Origin of the sequence: Hymenobacter mellowenesis, from assembly GCF_030581005.1 — a bacterium.
GTDB lineage: Bacteria > Bacteroidota > Bacteroidia > Cytophagales > Hymenobacteraceae > Hymenobacter > Hymenobacter mellowenesis.
Map to the genome: position 1 here is coordinate 218,836 of NZ_JAUQSX010000004.1, position 21,482 is coordinate 240,317.

General features: G+C 62.0%; 13 protein-coding genes. 8 read left to right on the forward strand and 5 right to left on the reverse strand.

The window, feature by feature from the left end; translation table 11 throughout:
• Positions 1-128 precede the first annotated feature (128 nt).
• Positions 129-1,442: a family 1 glycosylhydrolase gene (locus Q5H92_RS09450; protein WP_305011269.1), complete on the reverse strand. Its 1,314-nt coding sequence runs from the start codon at positions 1,440-1,442 to the stop codon at positions 129-131.
• A 220-nt stretch (positions 1,443-1,662) separates the two neighbouring features.
• On the opposite strand from Q5H92_RS09450, the gene Q5H92_RS09455 reads away from it, so the two are divergent.
• The 4 genes from Q5H92_RS09455 to Q5H92_RS09470 all read left to right on the forward strand — a co-directional run bounded on the left by Q5H92_RS09455 (position 1,663) and on the right by Q5H92_RS09470 (position 5,624).
• Positions 1,663-2,295 carry a bifunctional 4-hydroxy-2-oxoglutarate aldolase/2-dehydro-3-deoxy-phosphogluconate aldolase gene (locus tag Q5H92_RS09455; RefSeq protein ID WP_305011270.1) on the forward strand — a complete coding sequence of 211 codons (633 nt, stop codon included), beginning with the start codon at positions 1,663-1,665 and terminating at the stop codon, positions 2,293-2,295.
• Positions 2,296-2,454: 159 nt separating this feature from the next.
• Positions 2,455-3,603 carry a galactonate dehydratase gene (gene dgoD, locus Q5H92_RS09460; protein ID WP_305011271.1) on the forward strand — a complete coding sequence of 383 codons (1,149 nt, stop codon included), beginning with the start codon at positions 2,455-2,457 and terminating at the stop codon, positions 3,601-3,603.
• Between the two features lie 143 nt (positions 3,604-3,746).
• A complete protein-coding gene (locus Q5H92_RS09465; RefSeq protein WP_305011272.1) occupies positions 3,747-4,739 on the forward strand; it encodes a 2-dehydro-3-deoxygalactonokinase in 993 nt (330 codons plus the stop codon).
• A gap of 12 nt (positions 4,740-4,751) precedes the next feature.
• The gene (locus Q5H92_RS09470) at positions 4,752-5,624 is read left to right on the forward strand and encodes an SMP-30/gluconolactonase/LRE family protein (protein WP_305011273.1); all 873 of its coding nucleotides are present in this window, start codon (positions 4,752-4,754) and stop codon (positions 5,622-5,624) included.
• 179 nt (positions 5,625-5,803) lie between these two features.
• On the opposite strand, the gene Q5H92_RS09475 is transcribed toward Q5H92_RS09470, so the two are convergent.
• From Q5H92_RS09475 to pbpC, 4 genes are all read right to left on the reverse strand, one after another.
• Positions 5,804-9,028 carry an efflux RND transporter permease subunit gene (locus tag Q5H92_RS09475; protein ID WP_305011274.1) on the reverse strand — a complete coding sequence of 1,075 codons (3,225 nt, stop codon included), beginning with the start codon at positions 9,026-9,028 and terminating at the stop codon, positions 5,804-5,806.
• Between the two features lie 180 nt (positions 9,029-9,208).
• Positions 9,209-10,336, reverse strand: a complete 1,128-nt coding sequence (locus Q5H92_RS09480) for an efflux RND transporter periplasmic adaptor subunit (RefSeq protein ID WP_305011275.1) — start codon at positions 10,334-10,336, stop codon at positions 9,209-9,211.
• A 182-nt stretch (positions 10,337-10,518) separates the two neighbouring features.
• Positions 10,519-11,868 carry a TolC family protein gene (locus tag Q5H92_RS09485; RefSeq protein ID WP_305011276.1) on the reverse strand — a complete coding sequence of 450 codons (1,350 nt, stop codon included), beginning with the start codon at positions 11,866-11,868 and terminating at the stop codon, positions 10,519-10,521.
• A gap of 240 nt (positions 11,869-12,108) precedes the next feature.
• On the reverse strand, positions 12,109-14,454 hold the full coding sequence (gene pbpC, locus Q5H92_RS09490; RefSeq protein ID WP_305011277.1) for a penicillin-binding protein 1C: 2,346 nt from the start codon (positions 14,452-14,454) through the stop codon (positions 12,109-12,111).
• 294 nt (positions 14,455-14,748) lie between these two features.
• On the opposite strand from pbpC, the gene Q5H92_RS09495 reads away from it, so the two are divergent.
• From Q5H92_RS09495 to Q5H92_RS09510, 4 genes are read left to right on the forward strand one after another with little or no spacing between them, the layout of a single operon-like run.
• Entirely contained in the window at positions 14,749-16,209 is a 1,461-nt protein-coding gene (locus Q5H92_RS09495) for a DUF3375 family protein (protein ID WP_305011278.1), read from the forward strand.
• Positions 16,210-16,235: 26 nt separating this feature from the next.
• Positions 16,236-16,883, forward strand: coding sequence for a DUF4194 domain-containing protein (locus Q5H92_RS09500; RefSeq protein ID WP_305011279.1), 648 nt, complete (start codon positions 16,236-16,238; stop codon positions 16,881-16,883).
• A gap of 3 nt (positions 16,884-16,886) precedes the next feature.
• On the forward strand, positions 16,887-20,309 hold the full coding sequence (locus Q5H92_RS09505; RefSeq protein ID WP_305011280.1) for an ATP-binding protein: 3,423 nt from the start codon (positions 16,887-16,889) through the stop codon (positions 20,307-20,309).
• Positions 20,306-21,469, forward strand: a complete 1,164-nt coding sequence (locus Q5H92_RS09510) for a Wadjet anti-phage system protein JetD domain-containing protein (protein WP_305011281.1) — start codon at positions 20,306-20,308, stop codon at positions 21,467-21,469. The genes Q5H92_RS09505 and Q5H92_RS09510 overlap by 4 nt, the downstream gene beginning before the upstream one ends.
• Positions 21,470-21,482 lie beyond the last annotated feature (13 nt).

The window sequence follows — 21,482 nt, forward strand, 5'->3', positions numbered from 1 at the left end:
GGCCAAGCGCCTCACCCCCCAGCCCCTCTCCTCAGTGAGAGGGGACACCGGATATGTTTCTGACGGCTGGCTCCCCTCTCCTTGAGGAGAGGGGCTGGGGGGTGAGGCGCCACGTGAGAACAAAGCCCCTACGACTCCGGCGCCGCATTCGCGGCGGTGGTCGACTGGTCGGCGGTGGCTGCTTTCACGACTTGTTTTTGTTCGCGGGCCCAGGCGTCGTTGCTGTCCTGGGGCATCACGATGGGCACCTGCAGGCACACGCTTTGGGAGGGCAGCACCTGCCGCCAGTCCTCGATAATCTGCTTGTAGGCCGTGCCCACGGGGCGGATGTTGCGGTCTAAATCGTAGAGGCCCACGGGGTTGAGGCGGCCGTTGTCTTCGCGCAGGGCGGTGTCCCAGTCCACCTGGTCGGTGAGGGAGTACCAGGTGAAGCCCACCATGGGCACGCCGTCGTTGCGCACGCGCAGCACGTTGGCCCACTCTTTCCAGAGCCAGTTCACGGCTTCGTCGCCGTGCGGACCCTGCCAGATATTGGTTTCGGTGTGCATCACGGGCAGGCGATACCGGTCGTGGTATTGCGAAGTAATGACGTGATAGCCAAATATCTCGCCCGAAGCGCGGGTGCTGCCGTCGGCCGATACGCGGTGCTCATTGGTGTAATAGTAGTCGTTGCCCATGATGCAGTGCCGCTTCATCTTGTTGTCGAGGAAGAAGTGGTACTCCTCGCGGGTCATGCCGTTGTCCAGCAGGAACTCGTACATGCTGCTGTTCACGCGCTTGCCATAGTTGAGGTCGAGGGAGAGGAACCGCTCGGCGTTCATGGTTTCGGCGGGTTTGATGGCGGCCGGGTTTTCGGCGTGGAAGTATTCCGACGACTCGCTCTGGATGAAAATGGCATCGGGCCGCACCTCCAGAATGGCCTGCATGGCCAGCACGTTGGCTTTCACGATGTATTTGAGGGCATTCACGAAGGGCCGGTCGCCGCTCAGCTGCTCGTTCCACCAGCCGTAGCGGGCCGAAAACTGCGCGCAGATGTACATCTCGTTCACCGGCGTGTAGAGCTGCACCCACGGAAACCGCTGCGCAAACGCCCGGGCATATTGCGCAAATAGCTCCGGAAACTCGGGGTTCTGGAAGTTGCCAATCCAGTCGGGCACGCCGAAGTGGCACAAGTCCACGATGGGCGCGATGTTGCGCCGCAGCAGGTCCTGAAACGTCACGTCGGCAAAGCTCCAGTCGTACTTGCCCGGCCCCAGGAACGTGGTGTGAATGGGCGGCCCGTAGCGCAGGAAGCAGATGCCCAACTCTTCCACCAGGTCGAAATCCTTCTGCCAGTACTGGTAGTGCTTGCATTTTTCCAGCTCATCCACGCGGTGCTTGCCGTTCTGGATGGTGGGGTTGCTGTTTTCGATGCCGGTGGCGAAGAGGAATTGAGGACCCATGGTTTTGGGGTATGAGGGTAGGAGGGTACGTGGGCAGGAGGTGGAGCGGCGGCCTGTCGCTTGGGGCTTACTCCAATCCGTCCCCGTGTGTTGTGTTGGTGCCGGCCGGCTTGCGGCTCACGGGCGGCGGCTCAATACTCGGCCCGCCAAATGAACTTAACCTGAATTCGTGCTTCTACGTTGGCAGAGGGCCGCCACACCGCGCCTTTCCAAACCCGCTATGAATCCTCTCGCTCACATTCTCGAAAACAAGGTTGTCGCCATCGTGCGCGGCGCCCAGCCGGCCGACCTGCTCAAAATAGCCCGGGCCGTGCACGCCGGCGGCGTTCGCATGATGGAAGTCACCCTGAATTCGCCCGGCGCGCTGGCTTCCATCACTGAAATCTCGCAGGCCATGGAAGGCCAACTGCTGGTAGGCGCCGGCACCGTGCTCGACCCCGAATCGGCCCGGGCCGCCCTGCTGGCCGGGGCGAAATTCATCATCTCGCCCACGCTCAACAAGAAAACCATCCGCATGACGAAGCGCTATGGCGCCGTCAGCATCCCCGGCGCCTACACCGCTACCGAAATCCTGAAAGCCTACGAATACGGCGGTGACATCATCAAGGTATTTCCGGCCGGAGCCAGTGGCGCCAGCTACTTCCGGGACATTGCCGGGCCATTGCCGCACATCCCGCTCATGCCCACCGGCGGCGTGTCGCTCGACAACATCAAGGGCTTTGCCGATGCCGGGGCCAAGGCGTTTGGCTTAGGAAGCTCGTTGGTGGACACCAAGCCGCCGATGACGGAGGAATACCTGCAGCAGCTCACGGAAAAGGCGCGGGCATTTGTGGCGGTTGTGGCGAAAGGGTAGTTTTTCAGATGAAGAGATAGAAGAACGGTCATGCTGAGCGCAGCCGAAGCATCTCTACCGCAGTAATAATCCAATCGAGACAACGAAGCGGTAGAGATGCTTCGGCTGCGCTCAGCATGACCGTTCTCGATAATTCATTCCCATCCCCTCACTCACCCCATGAAAATCACCCGCTTCGAACTTTTCCAAGTGCCGCCGCGCTGGCTGTTTCTCAAAATTGAAACCGACACCGGCTTCGTGGGCTGGGGCGAGCCGGTGATTGAGGGCAAGGCCGCTACCGTGGCCGCCGCCGTGGCCGAGCTCATGGAAAACCTCATCGGCAAGGACCCGCTCAACATCGAAGACCATTGGCAGGTGATGTACCGGGGCGGCTTCTATCGCGGCGGCCCCATCCTCATGTCGGCCATCGCCGGCATCGACCAGGCGCTGTGGGACATCAAGGGCAAGTACCACAATGCGCCCATTCACCAGCTGCTGGGCGGGCGGGCGCGCGACACCATGCGCGTGTATTCCTGGATTGGCGGCGACCGGCCGCACGATGTGGGCGCGGCGGCGGCCGATATGGTGGCCAAGGGCTTCACGGCCATCAAAATGAACGCCACCGACGAGATGGGCTACATTGATTCCTACGTGAAGATTGACGCCGTGCTGGCCCGCGTGGCGGCCGTGCGCGAGGCCGGTGGGCCGGGCCTGGGCATCGGCATCGATTTCCACGGGCGCGTGCACAAGCCCATGGCCAAGGTGCTGGCCAAAGAGCTCGAAGCCTACCGCCCCATGTTCATTGAGGAGCCCGTGCTGCCCCAAAACAACGAGGCCCTGCGCGACATCGCCAACCATTGCTCCATCCCCATTGCCACCGGCGAGCGGATGTTTTCGCGCTGGGATTTCAAGCAGCTCTTTATTGACGGCTACGTCGACATCATCCAGCCCGACCTCTCGCACGCCGGCGGCATCACCGAGTGCAAGAAAATCATCGGCATGGCCGAAGCCTTCGACGTGGCCGCGGCGCCGCATTGCCCGCTGGGGCCCATTGCACTGGCCGCCTGCCTGCAGGTGGACGCCACCTGCCACAACGCTTTCATTCAGGAGCAAAGCCTGGGTATTCACTACAACAAGGAGAATGACTTGCTCGACTATCTGGTTGATAAGTCGGTTTTCTTCTATGAAAACGGCTATTGTAAAATCCCGGAAGGACCGGGGCTGGGCATTGAAATCAACGAGGAATATGTGCGACAGCGGGCTGCCATTGGGCATAACTGGCACAACCCGGTGTGGCGGAATACCGACGGCAGCGTAGCGGAGTGGTAGGGAGTTTTGTGAAAAAAGAACGTCATGTCGAGCGCAGCCGAGACATCTCGCGTGCTACCACTAACTCAATCACTGAAAAGATTACATCGGCACGCGAGATGTCTCGACTGCGCTCGACATGACGTTCTAAAATTCTGTTTCAAATGGATTTAAACACCACCTTCCTCAGCTGTGACTGGGGTACTTCTTCCTTCCGCCTGCGCCTCGTGGAGCGCGAGACACTGAAGATTCTGGCCGAGGAAAGCTCCAAGGAAGGCAACGCCGCCACGGCCGAGCTCTGGAAGCAAGCGGGCCAGCCGCCCGAGCAGCGCGTGGTGTTCTACCGGGCCATCATTCAAAAGCATCTGAAAAAGCTGGAGGAAGCCGTGAAAACCACGCTGGATGAGGTGCCGGTGGTGATTTCGGGCATGGCCTCGTCTACCATCGGCATGCTGGAGGTGCCGTACAAGCCGCTGCCGTTTTCCACGGACGGCTCCGATTTGGCCGTCAAAATCCTGGCGCCGACACTGGACTTTAAGCACGCTGTACTGCTGATTTCGGGAGTGAAAAGCGACGATGATGTAATGCGCGGCGAGGAAGTGCAACTGGTAGGCTGCCGCTTCGAAAAAGTGCCGGAGAAGCAGCTGTTCCTGCATCCGGGCACGCACGCCAAGCATGTGCTGGTGCAAAACGGCCAGGCCATCAGCCTGAAAACCCACATGACCGGCGAGTTTTTCTCGCTGCTTTCCACCAAAAGTATCCTGGCAGCTTCGGTGGAAGAAGGCGGCAAACTCGAAGAGGGAAGTAACCTCACATGGTTCGAAAAAGGCGTGCACGACAGCCAGCAGGCCAATTTGCTGCACAATGCCTTTCTGGTTCGCACCAACGACTTGTTCAAGAAAGCCAGTAAGCCGGAAAATTATTTCTACCTGAGCGGCCTGCTTATTGGCAGCGAATGCCACGACCTGCTGGCGCACACGCCCGCTCGCATTACGCTGGCCGGCGAGTCAGTGCTGGTGGCCCTGTACGGGGCCGCGCTTCACGCGCTGGGCGTTGATAAGCAATGCCCCGTGCAAACCAAAACGGCCGAGGGAGTGACCTTGACCGGACAGGCCGCCGTATTGCAGCACCATCTCGCCGGCCTGAAAAAATCGTAACCGTTCCGCGCCATGCAAGCCACTTCCATTCTGCACGCACAGGCGCCGTTAGGCGAAGGCGCCCTCTGGAACCCGCTGACGGAGCGGCTGTATTGGGTGGATATTGAGGGCCGGGCGCTGCATGTTTTTGACCCCGCCACAGGCGACGACCGCCGCTACCCGGTGGGCAAGCGCATTGGCACGGTGGTGCCCCTGCGCAACGGTAACGCCCTGGTGGCCCTGCAAACCGGCATCCACGAAATCGACCTGACCACCGGCCACCTCACCCGCCTAGCCGACCCCATCACCGACCAGTACCTGCGCTTCAACGACGGCAAGTGCGACCCGGCGGGCCGCTTCTGGGTAGGTACGTTCGACCTAATGCTACGCCCCCACGCCGGCACCCTCTACCGTTTCGACCCCGACGGCAGCATGCACGTAATGCTCCGCCGCATCACCAATTCCAACGGCATCGCGTGGTCATTGGACCAAGCTACAATGTACTACATCGACACGCCCACGCTGGCCGTGCAGGCCTTCGACTACGATAACCGGACGGGCAGCATTGCCAACCCGCGCGTCGTCGTCCGCATTCCCGAAGGCACCGGCGGCCCCGACGGCATGACCATCGACACCGAGGGCATGCTCTGGGTGGCGCTGTGGGGCGCTGGCGCCTTGCACCGCTACGACCCCGCCACGGGCGCGCTGCTTCAGGCCATCACGGTGCCCGCGCCGTTCACCTCGTCGTGCGCGTTCGGCGGGCCGGGGCTCGCTACACTTTTCATCACCAGCGCCCGGGGCGGGCTCACGGCGGCGCAGCTGCGGGAGTTTCCGCTGAGCGGCAATGTGTTTGCCGTGCAGCCGGGCGTGGCGGGCGTGCCGGCCTGCTTTTTTGGCGGGAAGTAGGGGCGGGGCTTGCCCCCGCCCGGTCATTGAACGGCACCGTTGCAACGGCGTGAATAGCCGGGCGGGGGCAAGCCCCGCCCCTACATCGTTCTTTAGGCACCTTATAAAACCGAGCGGGCCGAAGCACAACCTTTTGGTTATGCTTCGGCCCGCTCATTCAACTCAACAGATGCCTTTGGCTATGCCGGGCTGGGCTCCGGCGCGGGGCCTTTCTCGCCTTCTTCCTTGTGGCCGCCGTGCTCCTCGTCGGGTTTGTAGTTTTTCTCCAGCTCGGCCAGTTTTTCCTTGCCGTAGGCGAAGCGGGTGATGATGACGTAGAGCACCGGCACGATGAAAATGGCCAGCGACGTGGCCGCCAGCATGCCGCCGAGCACCGTCCAGCCCAGGGTCTGGCGGGCCAGGGAGCCGGCGCCGGACGCGAACGTGAGCGGCGCAATGCCCAGGATGAAGGCCAGCGAGGTCATGATGATGGGGCGCAGGCGCAGGCGCACGGCTTCGAGCGTAGCATCGACCAGCGGCATGCCTTTGTCAACCCGCTCTTTGGCGAATTCGATAATCAGAATGGCGTTTTTGGCCGACAAGCCAATCAGCGTAATCATGCCGATTTGGGCGTAGACGTTGTTGGTGAGCTTGGGCAGGAAAAACAGCGCCAGAATGGCCCCGAAGATGCCCACCGGCACCGCCAGCAGCACCGAAAACGGCACAGACCAGCTTTCATAAAGGGCGGCCAGGAACAGGAACACGAAGGCAATGGACAGCGCGAAGATGTAGATAGTCTGGCCGCTGGCCAGCAATTCTTCGCGGCTCAAGCCCGAAAATTCGTAGCCGTAGCCCTGGGGCAAGGACTTCGCGGCCTCGTCCTGCAGGGCCTTGATGGCATCGCCGGAGCTGTAGCCGGGGGCGGGGTTGCCGTTGATTTCGGCCGAGCGGAACAGGTTGTAGTGCGAGATGAGGGGCGCGCTTTCGGTGCGCTTGTAGCTCGTCACGCTGCTCAGGGGCACCATGGCGCCGGCGGTGTTGCGCACGTAGTACTGGCCGATGTTGGCAATGTCGCCGCGGTAGCTGCTATCGGCCTGGGCCACCACACGGAAGTTGCGGCCGTAGAGCGTGAAGTCGTTCACGTAGGCCGAGCCGAGGTAGGTGCGCAGCGCGGTGGCAATGTCGGAGATGGAGACGCCTAGCTTTTTGGCTTGCTCGCGGTTGATGTCGAGCTGATAGCCCGGCGTGTTGGCCGTGAAGAACGAGAAGCCGCTGGCGATTTCGGGCCGCTTGCGGATGGCGCCGAGGAAGCCCTGCAGGTTGGCGTCGAAGTTCCGCACATCGCCCTGGGTTTCGCGCTCCTGCAGCACGAAGGAGAAGCCGCCCGTGTTGCCGAGGCCGGGGATGGCGGGCGGCGAAATCACCACCGTGGTGGCTTCCTTGAACTTGGCCATGCGCTGCTGCACGGTGGCCATCAGGCCCTGCAGGCGCAGCTCCACTTCCTTGCGGTCTTCCCAGGGCTCCAGCTGGCAGAAGATGGTGCCGGAGTTCGATTTCGAGGAGAAGTTTACGGCATTGAGGCCGCCGAGGGCGGCGTAGTGCCGGATGCCTTTCACTTGCGAAAGCTCCTTCATCATGCCCTGCAGCGTGGCCACGGTGCTGGCCGTGCTGGATGCTTCGGGCAGGTTGAATGTGATGATGATGCGGCCTTCGTCTTCGGTGGGTAGGAAGCCGCTGGGCTTATTTTTGAAGAGCAAAACGGCCCCGGCTATGATGCACACCAACACCACCACCGCCAGGCGCGAGTGCTTGATGGTGCTGGCCACCCCGCTGCCGTACTTGTCGGTCATGCGGCCAAACCAGTTGTTGAACTTGAAGAAGAATTTGTTCAGGCCCGTCGAGCTTTCATCCCACTTGGTGGGCTTGAGCAACAGCACGCACAGCGCAGGCGTGAGCGACAAGGCCACGAAGGCCGAAATCAGTACCGAAATGGCAATGGTGACGGCAAACTGCTGGTACAAGCGCCCGGTGATGCCGGGGATGAAACCCACCGGTACAAACACCGCCGCCAGAATAAGCGCAATGGCAATAACCGGGGCCGAAATCTCGCGCATGGCTTCCAGCGTGGCGTCGAGCACATTCATGTCGCGCTCGTTCATGTTGTGCTCCACGGCTTCCACCACCACAATGGCGTCATCGACCACAATGCCAATGGCCAGCACGAAGCCGAAGAGCGTCAGTGTATTAATGGTGAAGCCCAGCGGAATAAAGAACATGAACGTGCCCACGATGGACACCGGAATGGCCAGCACCGGAATGAGCGTGGAGCGCCAGCTTTGCAGAAACAGAAACACCACCACGATAACCAGCAGCAGGGCGATAACCAGCGTTTCCACCACTTCGTGAATGGACACCTTCACCACGCTGGCGGCCTCGAAGGGCACCACGTAGCTTAGGTCGGTAGGAAACTGCTTTTTAAGCTGCTCCATGGTTTTGTTCACGTTCTCGAAGGTTTCGAGGGCGTTGGCGCCGGGGGCCTGGTACACCAGCAGGTAGGCGGCGCGTTTGCCGTCCACGTAGGAGTTGTTGCCGTAGTTGAACTTGCCCAGCTCCATGCGGGCCACATCCTTGAGGTACACGATGCCGCCGTCCTGGTCGGGCCGGCTTTTCACGATGATGTCGCCGAACTGCTCCGTCGTGGCCAGGCGGCCCTGCACCGTCACGATGTACTCAAACGTCTGGCCCATCTGTTGGGGCGGCGCGCCGATGGAGCCGGCCGCAATCTGGGCGTTCTGCTCCTGAATGGCGGCCAGCACATCATTAGCCGTGATGCCGAGCTGCGAGAGCTTGTCAGGCTTCAGCCAGAGGCGCATCGAGAAGTCATCGGCGCGGCTCACGATGTCGCCCACGCCCTTGGTGCGCAGCAGCGCGTCCTTGATGTACACGTTAGCGTAGTTGTCGAGGAAGGTGGCGTTGTGGCTGCCCTTGGGCGCGAAAAGGGCCACCAGCATCAGGATACTGGGGTTCCGTTTGCGCACCGTGAGGCCGAGGCGCTGCACTTCCTGCGGCAGGGTGGGCAGGGCAATGCCCACACGGTTCTGCACGTCGAGGGCGGCGATATTGATGTCGGTGCCGACTTCAAAGTTCACCGTCATGCTCATCTGGCCGTTGCTGGTGCTGTTGCTTTGCAGGTAGGTCATGCCCGGCGTGCCGTTCACCTGCACTTCCACGGGCGTGGCCACGGTCTGCTCCACGGTTTGGGCATCGGCCCCGGTGTAGGTGCCCGATACCGACACCGTGGGCGGCGTGATTTCGGGGTACTGCCCGATGGGCAGCTTCAGCATGGCCAGCAAGCCCACCAGCACGATGACCAGCGAGCTGACAATGGCCGTGACGGGCCGGCGAATAAAGGTTTCTGCTATCATTTGCTATAGCTGGGGGCGGCGGGCTGAGGGCCGTTAGCCTATGGATTCAGTTAGATAAAAAGAACGTCATGCAGAGCGCAGCGAAGCATCTCGCGTGCTTCAACTAACTCTTTCGATTGAGGTACTACCCCACGCGAGATGCTTCGCTGCGCTCTGCATGACGGGAATGCCAGCTCCGGCTTATTTCCCTGGCGTGGCCGGCGGCGCCTTGGGCACTTCCGTGGTAATCTTGGCGCCGTCGCGCAGCTTCTGCACGCCTTCGGTCACGATTTTGTCGCCTTCCTTCACGCCTTCGAGCAGCACAATCTGGTCTTTCAGGCGCGGGCCGAGCTTCACTTTGCGCTGCTGGGCAGTGCTGCTGTCGGTGGCGGCGTACACGAAGTTTTCGCCCATCTGCTCCACAATGGCCTTGAAGGGCACCACAATGCGCCGGCCCGACTGCGTATTGAGCACCTTCACCACGGCGCTCATTCCGTCTTTCAGCTCCCGGTTGGGGTTGGCAAATTCCACGCGCACCGTGATAGTGGCCGTGCCGCTGTTCACGCCCCGGTCGATAGTGCGGATGCGGCCGGGTAGGGGGTAGGTTTTGCCGCCGGGCAGCACCAGGCGCAGGGTCGAGTCGGCGCGGGAGGTTTTAGAATTGAGTAGCGTGTTGAAACGCTCGATATCCGTCTGCGTCACCACGATGTCGGCGCCGATGGGGTCTTCGCTCGAAATGGTGTTGAGCAGCGTGGTGCCGGCGGCCACCTGCGAGCCCAGGCGCACCTCCGAAATACCGATGCGGCCCGTAAATGGCGCCGTGATAGTAGAGAAGCTCAGGTTGTTGCGGGCGATGTTGACGCCAGCCTGGGCCTCGGCCACTTGGGCGCGGGCGGTGGCCAGGGCGGTGGTGGCGTTGTCGAGCACCTGCCGGGCAATGGCATCCTGCGAGGCCAGGCGCTCGTAGCGGTTGGCGTTCACCTGGGCGTTGGCGGCGTTGGCCTGGGCGCTGCGCAGGCCGGCCAGCGCCTGCTGGTAGGCGGCCTCGTACTGGCGGCGGTCGATTTCATACAGCGCTTTGCCCTTGGGCACCACGTCGCCTTCCTTGAAGGAAATGCCGGTGACGAAGCCGGTCACCTGTGAGCGCAACTCCACCACGTTCAGGGCCGTCACGGTGGCGGGGTATTCGTCGTAGTACACGGCTTCGGTGGTGCGGGCGGCTACCAGCGTCACAGATGTAGGCGGCGGGGCGGCGTTCTTTTTCTCCTCGTCTTTTTTGCCGCAGGCGGCCAGCCCCAACAGGCCCAGCACCAGGTATTTCTTGTTCATCTTCAACATAGCTTGTCGCGGGTGGCCGGGGGCCAGCGGCGTTTTAGAGTTCGAGTTTGTGGTACCGTTCACCTCACCACCGGCCCCTCTCCTGCGGAGAGGGGAGACACGGCGGCGCTGCCGGCTGATTCATCAGGCTCCCCTCTCCGCGGGAGAGGGGCCGGTGGTGAGGTTACGCTTCATTAGTAATCCGTCGGCAGCTCGCCGATGGCGCGGAGCAAATCGACCTTGCTGCTCAGCAATTGGAACAAGGCCGTGTAGTAGTTCAGCTGGGAGGTGCGCAGGGTGGTTTGGGCTACGATGAGGTCGATGTAGGCCCGGATGCCTTCGCGGTACTGCAGGTTGATGACGTTGTACACTTCCTTGGAAGCTTCAAGGTTGCGCTTGCCCAGCTGGTACTCCGTGTAGTAGCCCTTGTAGTTGGCCAGGGCCGTGGCGTACTCCGTGTTTATCTGGTTACGGGTGTTGTTCACGTCCTCGTCAAGGCGTTGGTTTTCGAGGCGGGCGCGGCGCAGGTTCTGAGTACGTCGAAAGCCGGTGAATAGCGGCAAACCCAGCTGCATGCCCGCATAGGAGTTGGGGAAACGCGTGCGGTACTGCTCGCTCACGTCGTTGTTCTGAAACACCGAGTTATAGTTGCCAAACGCCGAAACTGAAGGCAGAAAACCTAATCGGTAGTAGTCAACCGTAATGCCCTGCAAGGCTTTCTGCGTCTGGAGCTGCTGGATTTCGATGCGGTTGGCCACATTCAGGGCCACGGTGGTGTCCATGGCGGCGTCCTGCTCCAGCTTGAGCGTGTCGTATTGCAGGGCCAGCTTGCGCTCGGGCGGCAGGCCCATGAGCTGCTTGAGGTAAGCCAGCTTGGCGTTCACGGCCTCTAGCGACTGCTTGCGGCCAGCCAGCGAGTTGTTGAGCGAAATCTCGGCCTGCAGGTACTCGGTTTTGTCGGCCACGCCGGTTTCGTAGCGCAGGCGGGCGTCGCGGTAGTTGCGCTGCAGCCGCGCAATGTCCTGGGCAAACACGTCGAGCTGGCGTTGCGACAGCAGCACGTCGTAGAACCCCTTGCTCACATCGGAAACCGTGCTGATGCGCGTATTGACCGTGTTTTGCTGGGCCGCCTGGTTGTTGAAGCGCTTGCTGCGGGCGGCCAGGTACACGTCGTTATTGTAAATGACCTGCGTGCCCGAGAGGCCCACCGTCGTCACGTTGCGCACGCCCAGCTGGCGCGGCTCGTTCAGCCCCGTGGCCGGGTTGGGGAAAATGGTGAACGGCAAGCCAAAATAGTGCTGCGCCGTGCCCGAAACACCCACCTGCGGCAGCCAAGCCGCCAGCGCCACCTGGTTCGAGGCCTTGGCAATCTCCTGGTCAATCAGCGCCTGCCGCACCAACGGCTGGCTTTGCAAAGCAAACGCGACACACTCCTGCTGCGTGAGCGGCTTATCGGGCGGAAGAACGGGTTGGGAAAAGGCGTAAAATGGGGCGAATAGGAGTAGTCGAAACAGCGCTTTCAGCGCCAGTGGCGTTCGTTTCATAGAAGGGTAAACAGAGGCAACTCAGCTAGCTGGCAAGGGCATCGAACATAGCAAATCGGTAAAAGCCACATAAGCCAAGGTTCGTTAACCCAATTCGGACCGAAAGGTTGCGAACCCGTAAAACGAAGCCGGCCGATTTCCTGTCAGGGCGACCGCACGCCAGGATTTCTTCTAAAAAAATCAGGCTACAAGTTGGCAGTCAGCCGATGACCAGCTGTAGGGTCCAGGCTGAGCTGGGCGCTACAGTTCGGCCACCTGCAGCTGAATGTCCACGTTGCGGCCGTGGTCGTCGGCGCAGGAAATTTTGACCGTGCCACTGGGCGGGCGGAAAAACACCCGTTCCGTAGCCGCTGCGGCGCGCAGAAACCGGTCGTTCACGTACCAGAATACCTGGCGCACCTCGCTGCCTGCCGCGCAACTCAGCAGCATTTGCTGCTTGTCGTGGCGGTCAAGCACGTACTCGGCATGGTCGAGCGGGGAGGTGATGGCCAGGGCTGCGCCCGCGCTGCCGTCGGTGCCGCGCACCAGTTGGCAGGCGGGGTTGTGCGGCGGCAGCCGGCTCGATGGCAGCCCCTGCGCCTCCCGAAACGCCAGCACTTCCGGCAGCGGATTCGGAAATAGCTGGCGCCGGAACCCAGCCGCCGGCATGCAGGCCCGGCAGTAGGAAATCGTGCCATCAGCCGAAATCAGTCTTTCTTTCTGGTGCTCGCAGTGCCGGGCCGTGGAGGTGCCGGGCAGGTAGTAGTCAATCAACTGGTTGGGGCAGTGCTCGCCGGGTACGAGGCCCGTTTCGGCGCAGACAAGCCGGAAATCGAGGGTGGCGGGCGGCACGGCCCAGCGGTTGGGCGAGTTGTAGGCCAGCGTGTTGAACAGGTCGAAGAGCAGGGGCGAGGCCACGTCGGCCCCGGTGAGGGCCGGGCTGCCCTGCCCGCTGAAATTGCCCACCCAAACCCCAATGGTATAGTCCTGGTTGTAGCCGATGCTCCAGGCGTCGCGGCGGCCGTAGCTGGTACCGGTTTTCCAGGCGATTTTGGGGAGGTGGCGGCTGTTTTGGTAGCCCATCGGCAGGTCGGGCCGGGTGCGCTGGGCCAGGATGTCGGTGATGAGGAAGGCGGCGGCGGGGGAGATTAATGAGGAATGAGGAATGAGGAATGAGGAATTTTGAGCCCGAGCCTTCGGGCCTGAAGACGCTGAAGGGGACTTACGCTTCAATTCCTCATTCCTCATTCCTAATTCTTCATTAAGCGCCAGCGTCAGCGGTGCGTATCGCCCGCCATCGGCCAGCGCCGCATACAGGCCCGTCAGTTCCTCCAGCGTGGCTCCGCAGCCGCCCAGAATGGTGCTCAGGCCCAAGCGCGGGGCCGCTTTCGCCACGCTTTTGAAGCCGGCCGCCCGCAGCTTATCGGTGAAAACGGGCACGCCCACCTCGGCCAGCACGCGCACGGCCGGAATGTTGAGGGAGTAGGTCAGGGCACGTTCCACGGTCACTTCGCCGGCGCAGCTTTTGTCGAAGTTCTCGGGCCGGAAACCGTTGAAATTGGTAGGCACGTCGGGCAGCTTCAGCTTCGGCGTCACAATGCCCCTATCAACTGCCAGCGCATACAAAAATGGCTTTAGCGTGCTGCCCGGCGAGCGAATGGCCCGCACGCCATCGACCTGCCCACTACCGGCCGCATCCTGAAAATCGGCTGAGCCCGCGTAGGCTTCCACGGCGCGGGTGTGGTTGTTCACGACCAGCACGGCGGCCTGCGAAATACCCAACTCGCGCAGGCGGCGCACGTAGTTTTTGGTCAAATCCTCGGCCTTGGCCTGCGGGTTGCGCCGAAGCGTGGAATGGATGATAGGCTGATTGGGAAACTGCGTGACTAGCCGGCGTGCCAGGTGCGGGGCCAGCGTGGGTGCAGCGTGGCGCTGGGCATCGAGCGGTTCATTGATGGCATCCTCAATATCCTGATTCGGAAACAAATGCTGCTGCCGAAACTGCCGCAGCCAGCGGTTTCTTTCGGCCAGAATTCGGTCGTTGTTATTGCCCAGCACCAGCACGCGCGGTTGGTTGGGAATGATGGCCAGCGTCACGGTCTGGGCCAGGGAAAGGTAGTCGGGCGGCTGCTGGAAGTAGAGCAGCGCGGCCGATTTTACGCCTTCGATGTTGCCGCCGTAGGGCACCAGGTTCAGGTAGAGCTGCAGAATTTCGGCTTTGCTGTAATGGGCTTCCAGCTGGGTGGCGCGCAGCATTTCGAGCAGCTTGTTGCCGAAAGTGCGCTCCTTGGGTTCCAGCAGGCGGGCCACCTGCATGGTGATGGTGCTGGCCCCGGTGGTGCGGCCTTTTTTGAAGATGTTCCGCCCGGCGGCCTGCAAAATTGCCACCGGATTAACGCCGAAATGGTAGCGAAAATACCGGTCTTCTTTATTGATAATGGCCTGCTGCAAGGCGGGCGTTATTTCGGCTAACTCGGTTTTCATGCGCCATTTCTGAGTGGGGTTCAGGAAGGCGTGAAGGACGGTGCCATCGGCGGCCAGCACGATGGGGGAGTAGCGCGGGGCAGGCGGCAGGGGGCAGAGCCAGTCGAGCCCAAACAGTATCAACCCACCAATCAGCAAAGTGCTTAAAAGCCGCAATCCATTCCGCCGATTCATACTCAAATATACTCGTGCACTCAGGCCCTACAGCGGGTAGGCAGACCTTGGGCTGCTTTTAGATAACGCCCGGCCACTAAGCCCAGGTACTGTTCAATAGGCGGAATGTGTTGCTGACGCTTGTGCTTATCAGTACTGGATTAGATGAGTATCTGATTTTCTTTGCTAAACCCAATATATTCCCGCAAATTGCCGGGCTGGTCTAAAATAAATTGTGCTTAACTACGGACCTGTCTACCCCTCATGGAGCAAGTGCTGGATTACGCTACCGCGCGCTACCTGCTCAGCGAAAAGCCGGCCCCGGCCATTGCGCTGTTGCGCGGGCAAAAGGATAATCCGGCGTTCACGGTCAGTTTTCTGTACGAGGTTTTCCGGCAGCACCACATCAGCCGGGTGCCGCACGAGCGGCTGTTGGTTCGCCTGGAGCAGCACGTGGAGACGTATGAGCCCGACCATGAGCCCAACCCGCGTCTGCGGGCACAGGAATGGCTCCGGCGCTGGACGGACGAAACCATGCCCCTGCTGGCCCGGCGGCAGGAAGGCGACGGCCAGGTGCACTACGAGCTGACCACGCACAGCGAAATGGTGTTTCGGTGGCTGGCCATGCTGGAAACCCGCACGTTTGTGGGCACCGAGTCCCGGTTCCGAAGCCTGTTTGCGGGCTTGCGGGAGCTGCTGGAGCGCAGCCACGACGACCCCCAGCAGCGCATTCGGGAGCTGGAAGCCCAGCGCCAGCGGCTCGATGAGGAAATCGAACATATTCGGGCCACCAACCAGGTGACGCCGCTTTCCGACACGCAGGTGCGCGAGCGGTACACCGAGCTGGGCCAAACGGCTGAGCTGCTGCTCGGCGATTTCAAAACCGTGCGGCAGAATTTCCGCGAAATGTCGTTTCGTCTCATGCAGCAGCAGGCCGCCACGCAGCACCGGGGGCAGCTGCTGGGCGGGGCCTTGCAGGAGCGGGAGCACCTGGAGCAGTCGGACCAGGGCCAGAGCTTCCAGGCGTTCTGGCTGTTTCTGCACGAAGACGAGGCCAGGGACGAATGGAGCACGCTGGTGCAAGCCGCGCACGAGGTGCTGCACACCCGGCAGCTGGGGCAGCCGCACCCGCTGCTGGCGCGCCTCAAGGAGCACCTGCACACCGAGGCCGATGTGGTGATTACCGCCAAGCAGGTGCTGGCCGAAAAGCTGCACCGCGCCCTGGCCCAGGAGGCCGTGGCCGACCGCCGCCTCACGGCCACGCTGCTCCGCGACATCCGCGACCTGGCCCGCCGAGCCGCGCCCCAGCCGCCGGATGTGCGCCATTTTATTACTCTGGAAACCGACGAAGCCGCCGTGTACCTGCCCCTGGCCCGCCCGCCGCAGTTTGAGCCGCCGCAGGTGGTGGCCTGCGCCCGGCCCCAGTCCGCTACCTCGGCTTCCGTGGCCGACCTGCTGGCGACCCTGGGCGAGGAAGCCCCGCCCGTTGATGTCCGCCGCCTGGAGCAGCAATTGAGCGATATGCTGTTGCTGCGGCCCACGGTGGCGCTGGCCGATGTGGTGGCCCAATATGGCCTGCCGCAAGGCTTGCCGGAGCTGGTGGCTTACCTGGCCGGCGAAACCCGGCAACCGGCCCATTTCGACCCCGATGCCCCGACCGAATGCCTTGCTTTGCCGGATGCCCGGCGGGTGCGGCTGCCCAAAGTCTACTTCACCGCTTCCTGAATAATTCTATTCCAGACTTTCTACCGATGGCTGCTGATTTCGCCCCGCATGTGCTGCGCCTGTTGCTCGGTGCCGTGTACGACACCGACAAAACCCAATGGCGCGAGCTGGAACAACTGCAGGTGAGCATCGGCCAGTACCTAGCCAAAATCGGGCTGAAGCTACACTTGGACAAGGACCAGGGCCTGGCCTATGTAACGCAGCCCGCGTCCGACGAAGACGAGTACGACGCCAGCCAGCCCGACCTGCCGCGCCTGATGCGCCGCCACCAATTGTCCTACGAGTTGACCATGCTGTGCGTGGCGCTGCGCTACCACCTCGACCGTTTCGACCAGGCCGCGACCGACGACACGCGCCGCTGCTTTGTGACCCGGGCCGAGCTGCGCCAGCAATTGGAGCTGTTTGCCCGTCCCACCACCGACGAGGCCAAGGCCAGCAAGCAGTTGGATGCCGACCTGAAAACGGCCGAACGGCTGGGCTTTTTACGCACCACGGCCCCAGACAAAACCCTGGACCCAGAGCCACGCTACGAAATCTGCCGCTTGGTAACGGCCCTCATCAGCAACGCGAAACTGCTGGAAGTGCGCGACCAGCTGCGCCAGCACCTGGCCGGCCCAGCCAGTGCTGAGCTACCCGACGAGGAATCGTCCGAACCTACCTTTCCTTCCCTGTAACCCATGCACGCACTTGACTTTGGTTTCGCGACGGCTCTACCCGGCTTTCGGCTGCACACGTTGGAAATTTATAACTGGGGCACGTTTCACGGGCCGGTGTGGCAGCTTAGCCCCGGCGGCAGCACCACCTTGCTCACGGGCCCCAACGGGGCGGGCAAGACGACGGTAGTTGATGCCCTGGTAACATTGCTCACGCCCCCACAGCACCGGCATTTCAACCAGTCGAGCGGCACGGAGGCCAAGCGTGACCGGAGCATCAAGTCCTACATGGAAGGAGCCTATGGCACCGGTCAGGATGCTGAAACGGGCGACGTAACCGCACAGGTATTGCGGGCCGGCACGGGCTACTACAGCTGGCTGTCGGCCACTTTCCACCACGCCGACCTGGGCCAGACCCTTACCCTAGTGCAGTACCGCCGCTTCCGCCAGGGCGAGCTCGTGACACACTACCTGGTGCTGCCGCGCGCAGTCAGTTTGAAGGCCGATGAGGTATTGCAAGCCCGGTTAGCTGGCGAGCCCGCTGGCTGGCGCACGCATCTGCTGGCCGGGGGCGTTTTCAAGGAAACGCCATCGTTTGAGCAATACGCGGCCGAATGGCAACGGACGGTGGACGTGCGCTCAGATAAAGCCCTGACGCTGTTCGGCAAAACCGTTGGCATGAAAATGCTGGGCAGCCTGGATGAGTTTGTGCGGCGCGAAATGCTTGGCGATGCCGGGGGCGAAGCGGCGTTCCGGGAGCTGTATGATGCCTACCGGCACTTGTTGGAGGTTTACTATCTCCTTCAGAAAGCCAGACAGCAGGTCCAACTACTGCAACCCGTGGTGGAAACCGGCCGCGAGTACCAGCAGGCCGAGGCCAGCCGCGCCGCGCTGGAAATAGCCCTGGCGGCAGTGCCCGAAGTCTTTGGCCAGCGCAAAATAACCGTGTTGCGCCAGGTATTGGCCCAACGCAAGCAAGAGGCCGCCGCCGCTACGACGCGGCAACAGGCCCTGCACGAGGCCTTGCAAGTGCTGAAGCCGCGCATCAGTCAGCTGGAGTTTGACGTCCGCAATTCCGACGTGGGCCGCAAGCTGGAACTTGTGCGCGAGCAGTTGCGCAGCGCCACCCAGCGCCTGAGCCAAAAGCGCGAATTCCACGAGCAGTATGCCCAACTGGCGCAGCAGGTTGGTTTGGCCATGCCCACCACCGCCCCGGAGTTTGACGTGGCCCGCCAGCAGGCCGAGCAGCAGGTAGCCGCATCGAAAACCACCGAAGAGGAACTCGAAACTGACCTGGCCGGCCAGCTGGGCCGGCAACAAACTGCCCAGCAGCTGCGCGAACAAGGCGAGAAAGACCTGGATGCTCTCCGCGAGCAGCGCACCCTGATTCCGCGGGAAATGACGGCCCTGCGCCAGCGCCTGTGCGAAACGCTGGACATCGGCCCGGCGCAGGTTCCGTTCATCGGCGAGCTGCTGCAGGTGAAAGCCGAGGCTGCCGAATGGCGGCCCGCCATCGAAAAATTGTTGCACGGCGTGGGCCTGCAATTGCTAGTGCCCACCGCGCTGGCTGCCCGCATCAACCGCTACATGCACGAAACCAACCTGGGCGGCCGGCTGGTATACCACCGCGTAGAGCCCGGCCAGGGGCTGGTCAGTGGGGAATTAGGAGCCGACTCGCTGCTCCGCAAGCTGGATATTGCGCCAAAGCCGCTGTTTGAAGCGTGGCTGCGGACGCACCTATACCAACACTACAACTACTGCTGCACCGATGATTTGGCGCGCTTTGAGGATGGTACGGAGCCCCTGGTACTCACCAGCGCGGGCCTGACGCGCACCCGCCACCGCCACGAAAAGGACGACCGCCCCGGCAAAACCGGCCCACGCCACTACGTGCTGGGCTGGGACAAGCAAGCGAAAAGAACCGCGCTGGAAGATGAGCTGCGTGAGCTGCAACAGCGGGAAAATGCCGCCGCCCAAGCCGTTGGGCGCATCCGCGAAGCCCGGGGGCAGCTTCGCAAAAAGCAGGAGCAGCTTGGACTGCTACTCTGCGTGAAATCATTTGAGGAGCTGGATTGGGCCACCGAAAAGACACGCCACCAACAGCTAACCCAGCAGCAGGAGCAGCTCCAGCACCAGCGCGACAACGACGAAGCGCTACGCCGGACGCAGGCGCAGCTAGTAGCCGCCCGCGCCGAAGAAGCCCAGGTGCTGGCTGATAAAACCCAGGTCGATAAATTATTGGGTGGACTGGAAAACGATGTTCAGCGACTGACTGGCCAGTTGCAAAGCGAAACCGATGCTTGGCCCAACACGCCTAGCCCGGTGCCCGCCGGCCTGTGGCTGGCCGCCCCGCTGCCGGACCCCGCCACCGTAGAAGAAGCCGACCACCAGCGCGCCACCACGGAAAGCCAGCTGCGCACTCGCCATGCCGGCCACGCCGGGCAGGTTCAAAAGCTGCTGCCCCGCTTGGTCAACCAGATGAACCAGTTTCGCAAGCCCAACCAGCTACCCGAGGCTTATGCTGCGCAGTGGTACGCTGAATGCGCCAACCTGCTGGCCAGCCCCGATAGTCTGGGCGACTACGAACTGTTGCACCAGCGCCTAAGCGTCGAAAACCTGCCCCAATACCAGCAGCAATTCCAGAAACATCTGACAACGGATGTCTTACAGTTCGTATTCAAATTCCGCAAGACGCTGGCTGAGCAGCTGCGGGATGTTCGGGGCAGCATTGGCGAGTTGAACGAAGCACTAGTGAGCATCGATTTCAGCCGGCAGCCGCGCGCCTACATCCGCCTCACGGCCACGGACGTGCGCGACGGGGCCACGCAAGGCATCGCCGCGTTTCGCGCCCGTCTGAACCAAGCCGTGCCTAACCAGGAGCTGCTGGCCTCGCGCGACCCGCAGCAAGCCCTGATTGCCTTCGAAAACCTCCGAACCCTGCTCGATGAGCTGCACCGCGACGACACCATGCGCCGCAAGGTGCTGGACGTGCGCAACTGGCTGCAATTCGGCGCCGAAGAAGTGGCCCGCGAAACGGGGCAGGTCATCAACGTGTATTCCAATTCGGGCGGGCGCTCGGGCGGCGAGAAGGCCAAGCTGGCCTATACCGTGCTGGCCGCCGCCATCGCCTACCAGTACAATGCCCTGAAGCCCGGCCGTCATCAGCCCTCGTTTCGCTTCGTGGTCATCGACGAAACCTTCAGCAAGAGCGACGCCGCCAACTCGACCTATGCCCTGAAGCTCTTTGCGCAGCTCGGCCTGCAGCTGATGATTGTGACGCCGCTGGACAACATTCCCCTGGCCGCCCCTTTCATCGAGCACCTGCACCTGGTGCGCCGCCGGCCCACCTTCGAATCGGAAGTGTGGGACCTGACGCTGGAGCAGTACCGGCAGCGCCACGCGGCCCCAGTGGCTGCCTCCACCGACGAGGTGCCGGCCAGCGCATGATTACGCCCGAAGAAATTGGCGCGAAAGCCCGCCGCCACTACCCGCGCCTGCTACAGGCGTGGCTGGCCGGCACACTGCCCGCGCAGTTCCCGTTGGTGATAGCCGGCAACAAAGGCAGCCTGACCACCGAGCCCGCCCAACGCACGCAGCAGCTGCAAGCCCTGCGCGCCGGCTCCCGCGAGGGCCGGGGCTTTGGCTACGTGGTGCACTGGGCCACGGTGCGCTCGCCCCGGCACGGCGAGCAGGGCGTGCCCGTCCGAATCCAGCTGGAAACGCTGGAGGATTACCTGCGCCTCTGTGGTCTGGCCGCAGATTTTGCCCGCTTTCAAGCGCAAGCCGACCTCATTCGGCAGCAACTGCCGGCCCTGACCGGCTGGCTGGAGCAGTATCCTGAACGGTTAACTCCGCATACCGGGTACTGGCCGGAACTGCTGACGGTCTGCCAGTTCTTCCTGGCAAATCCACGGCCCAATCTGTACGCCCGCCAGGTGCCCGGCGTGCACAGCAAATTCGTGGAGCAGCACAGCGGCATTCTGAGCAGCTTACTGAGCTACCTGTTGCCCCCCGAGCAGCAGGAGCCGACCACCGATTTTGCCACCCGCTTCGGCCTGCGAACCGATGCGGCCGCCGTCCGTTTCCGGCTATTGGATGAAACGCTGGCCGCCGCTTTTGGCGGCCTTGCCGACCTCACCATTCCGCAACCGGATTTTGAGCGCCTGACTTTGCCCATGCAGCCCGGATTGAAAGTGCTGGTGGTCGAGAACAAACTCACTTTTCTGACGTTGCCCCCGTTGCCTGCCACCCTCGCCATCTGGGGCAGTGGCTACGCCGTGGAGCGCCTGCGCCATTGCCACTGGCTACACCATCTGCCGCTGTGGTACTGGGGCGACCTGGACCTGCACGGCCTGCGTATTCTGACGCAGCTGCGCAGCTATTTTCCGCAAGTCCGTTCGGTGCTCATGGATGAAAAGACTTATCAGGACCATGAATGTTTTGCCCATGCCGGCACCATTCCATCCCAAATCAACTTCAAGCTTCTAACCCCCAGTGAGGAAAAACTCTACCTATTTCTAATCACCAGGCCGGAACAAAACCGATTGGAACAGGAACATATTTCAGATGCCTATTCGGTTGGGATTCTGCGGGCGAAACTGAGTTGAAAATGATGAAGGT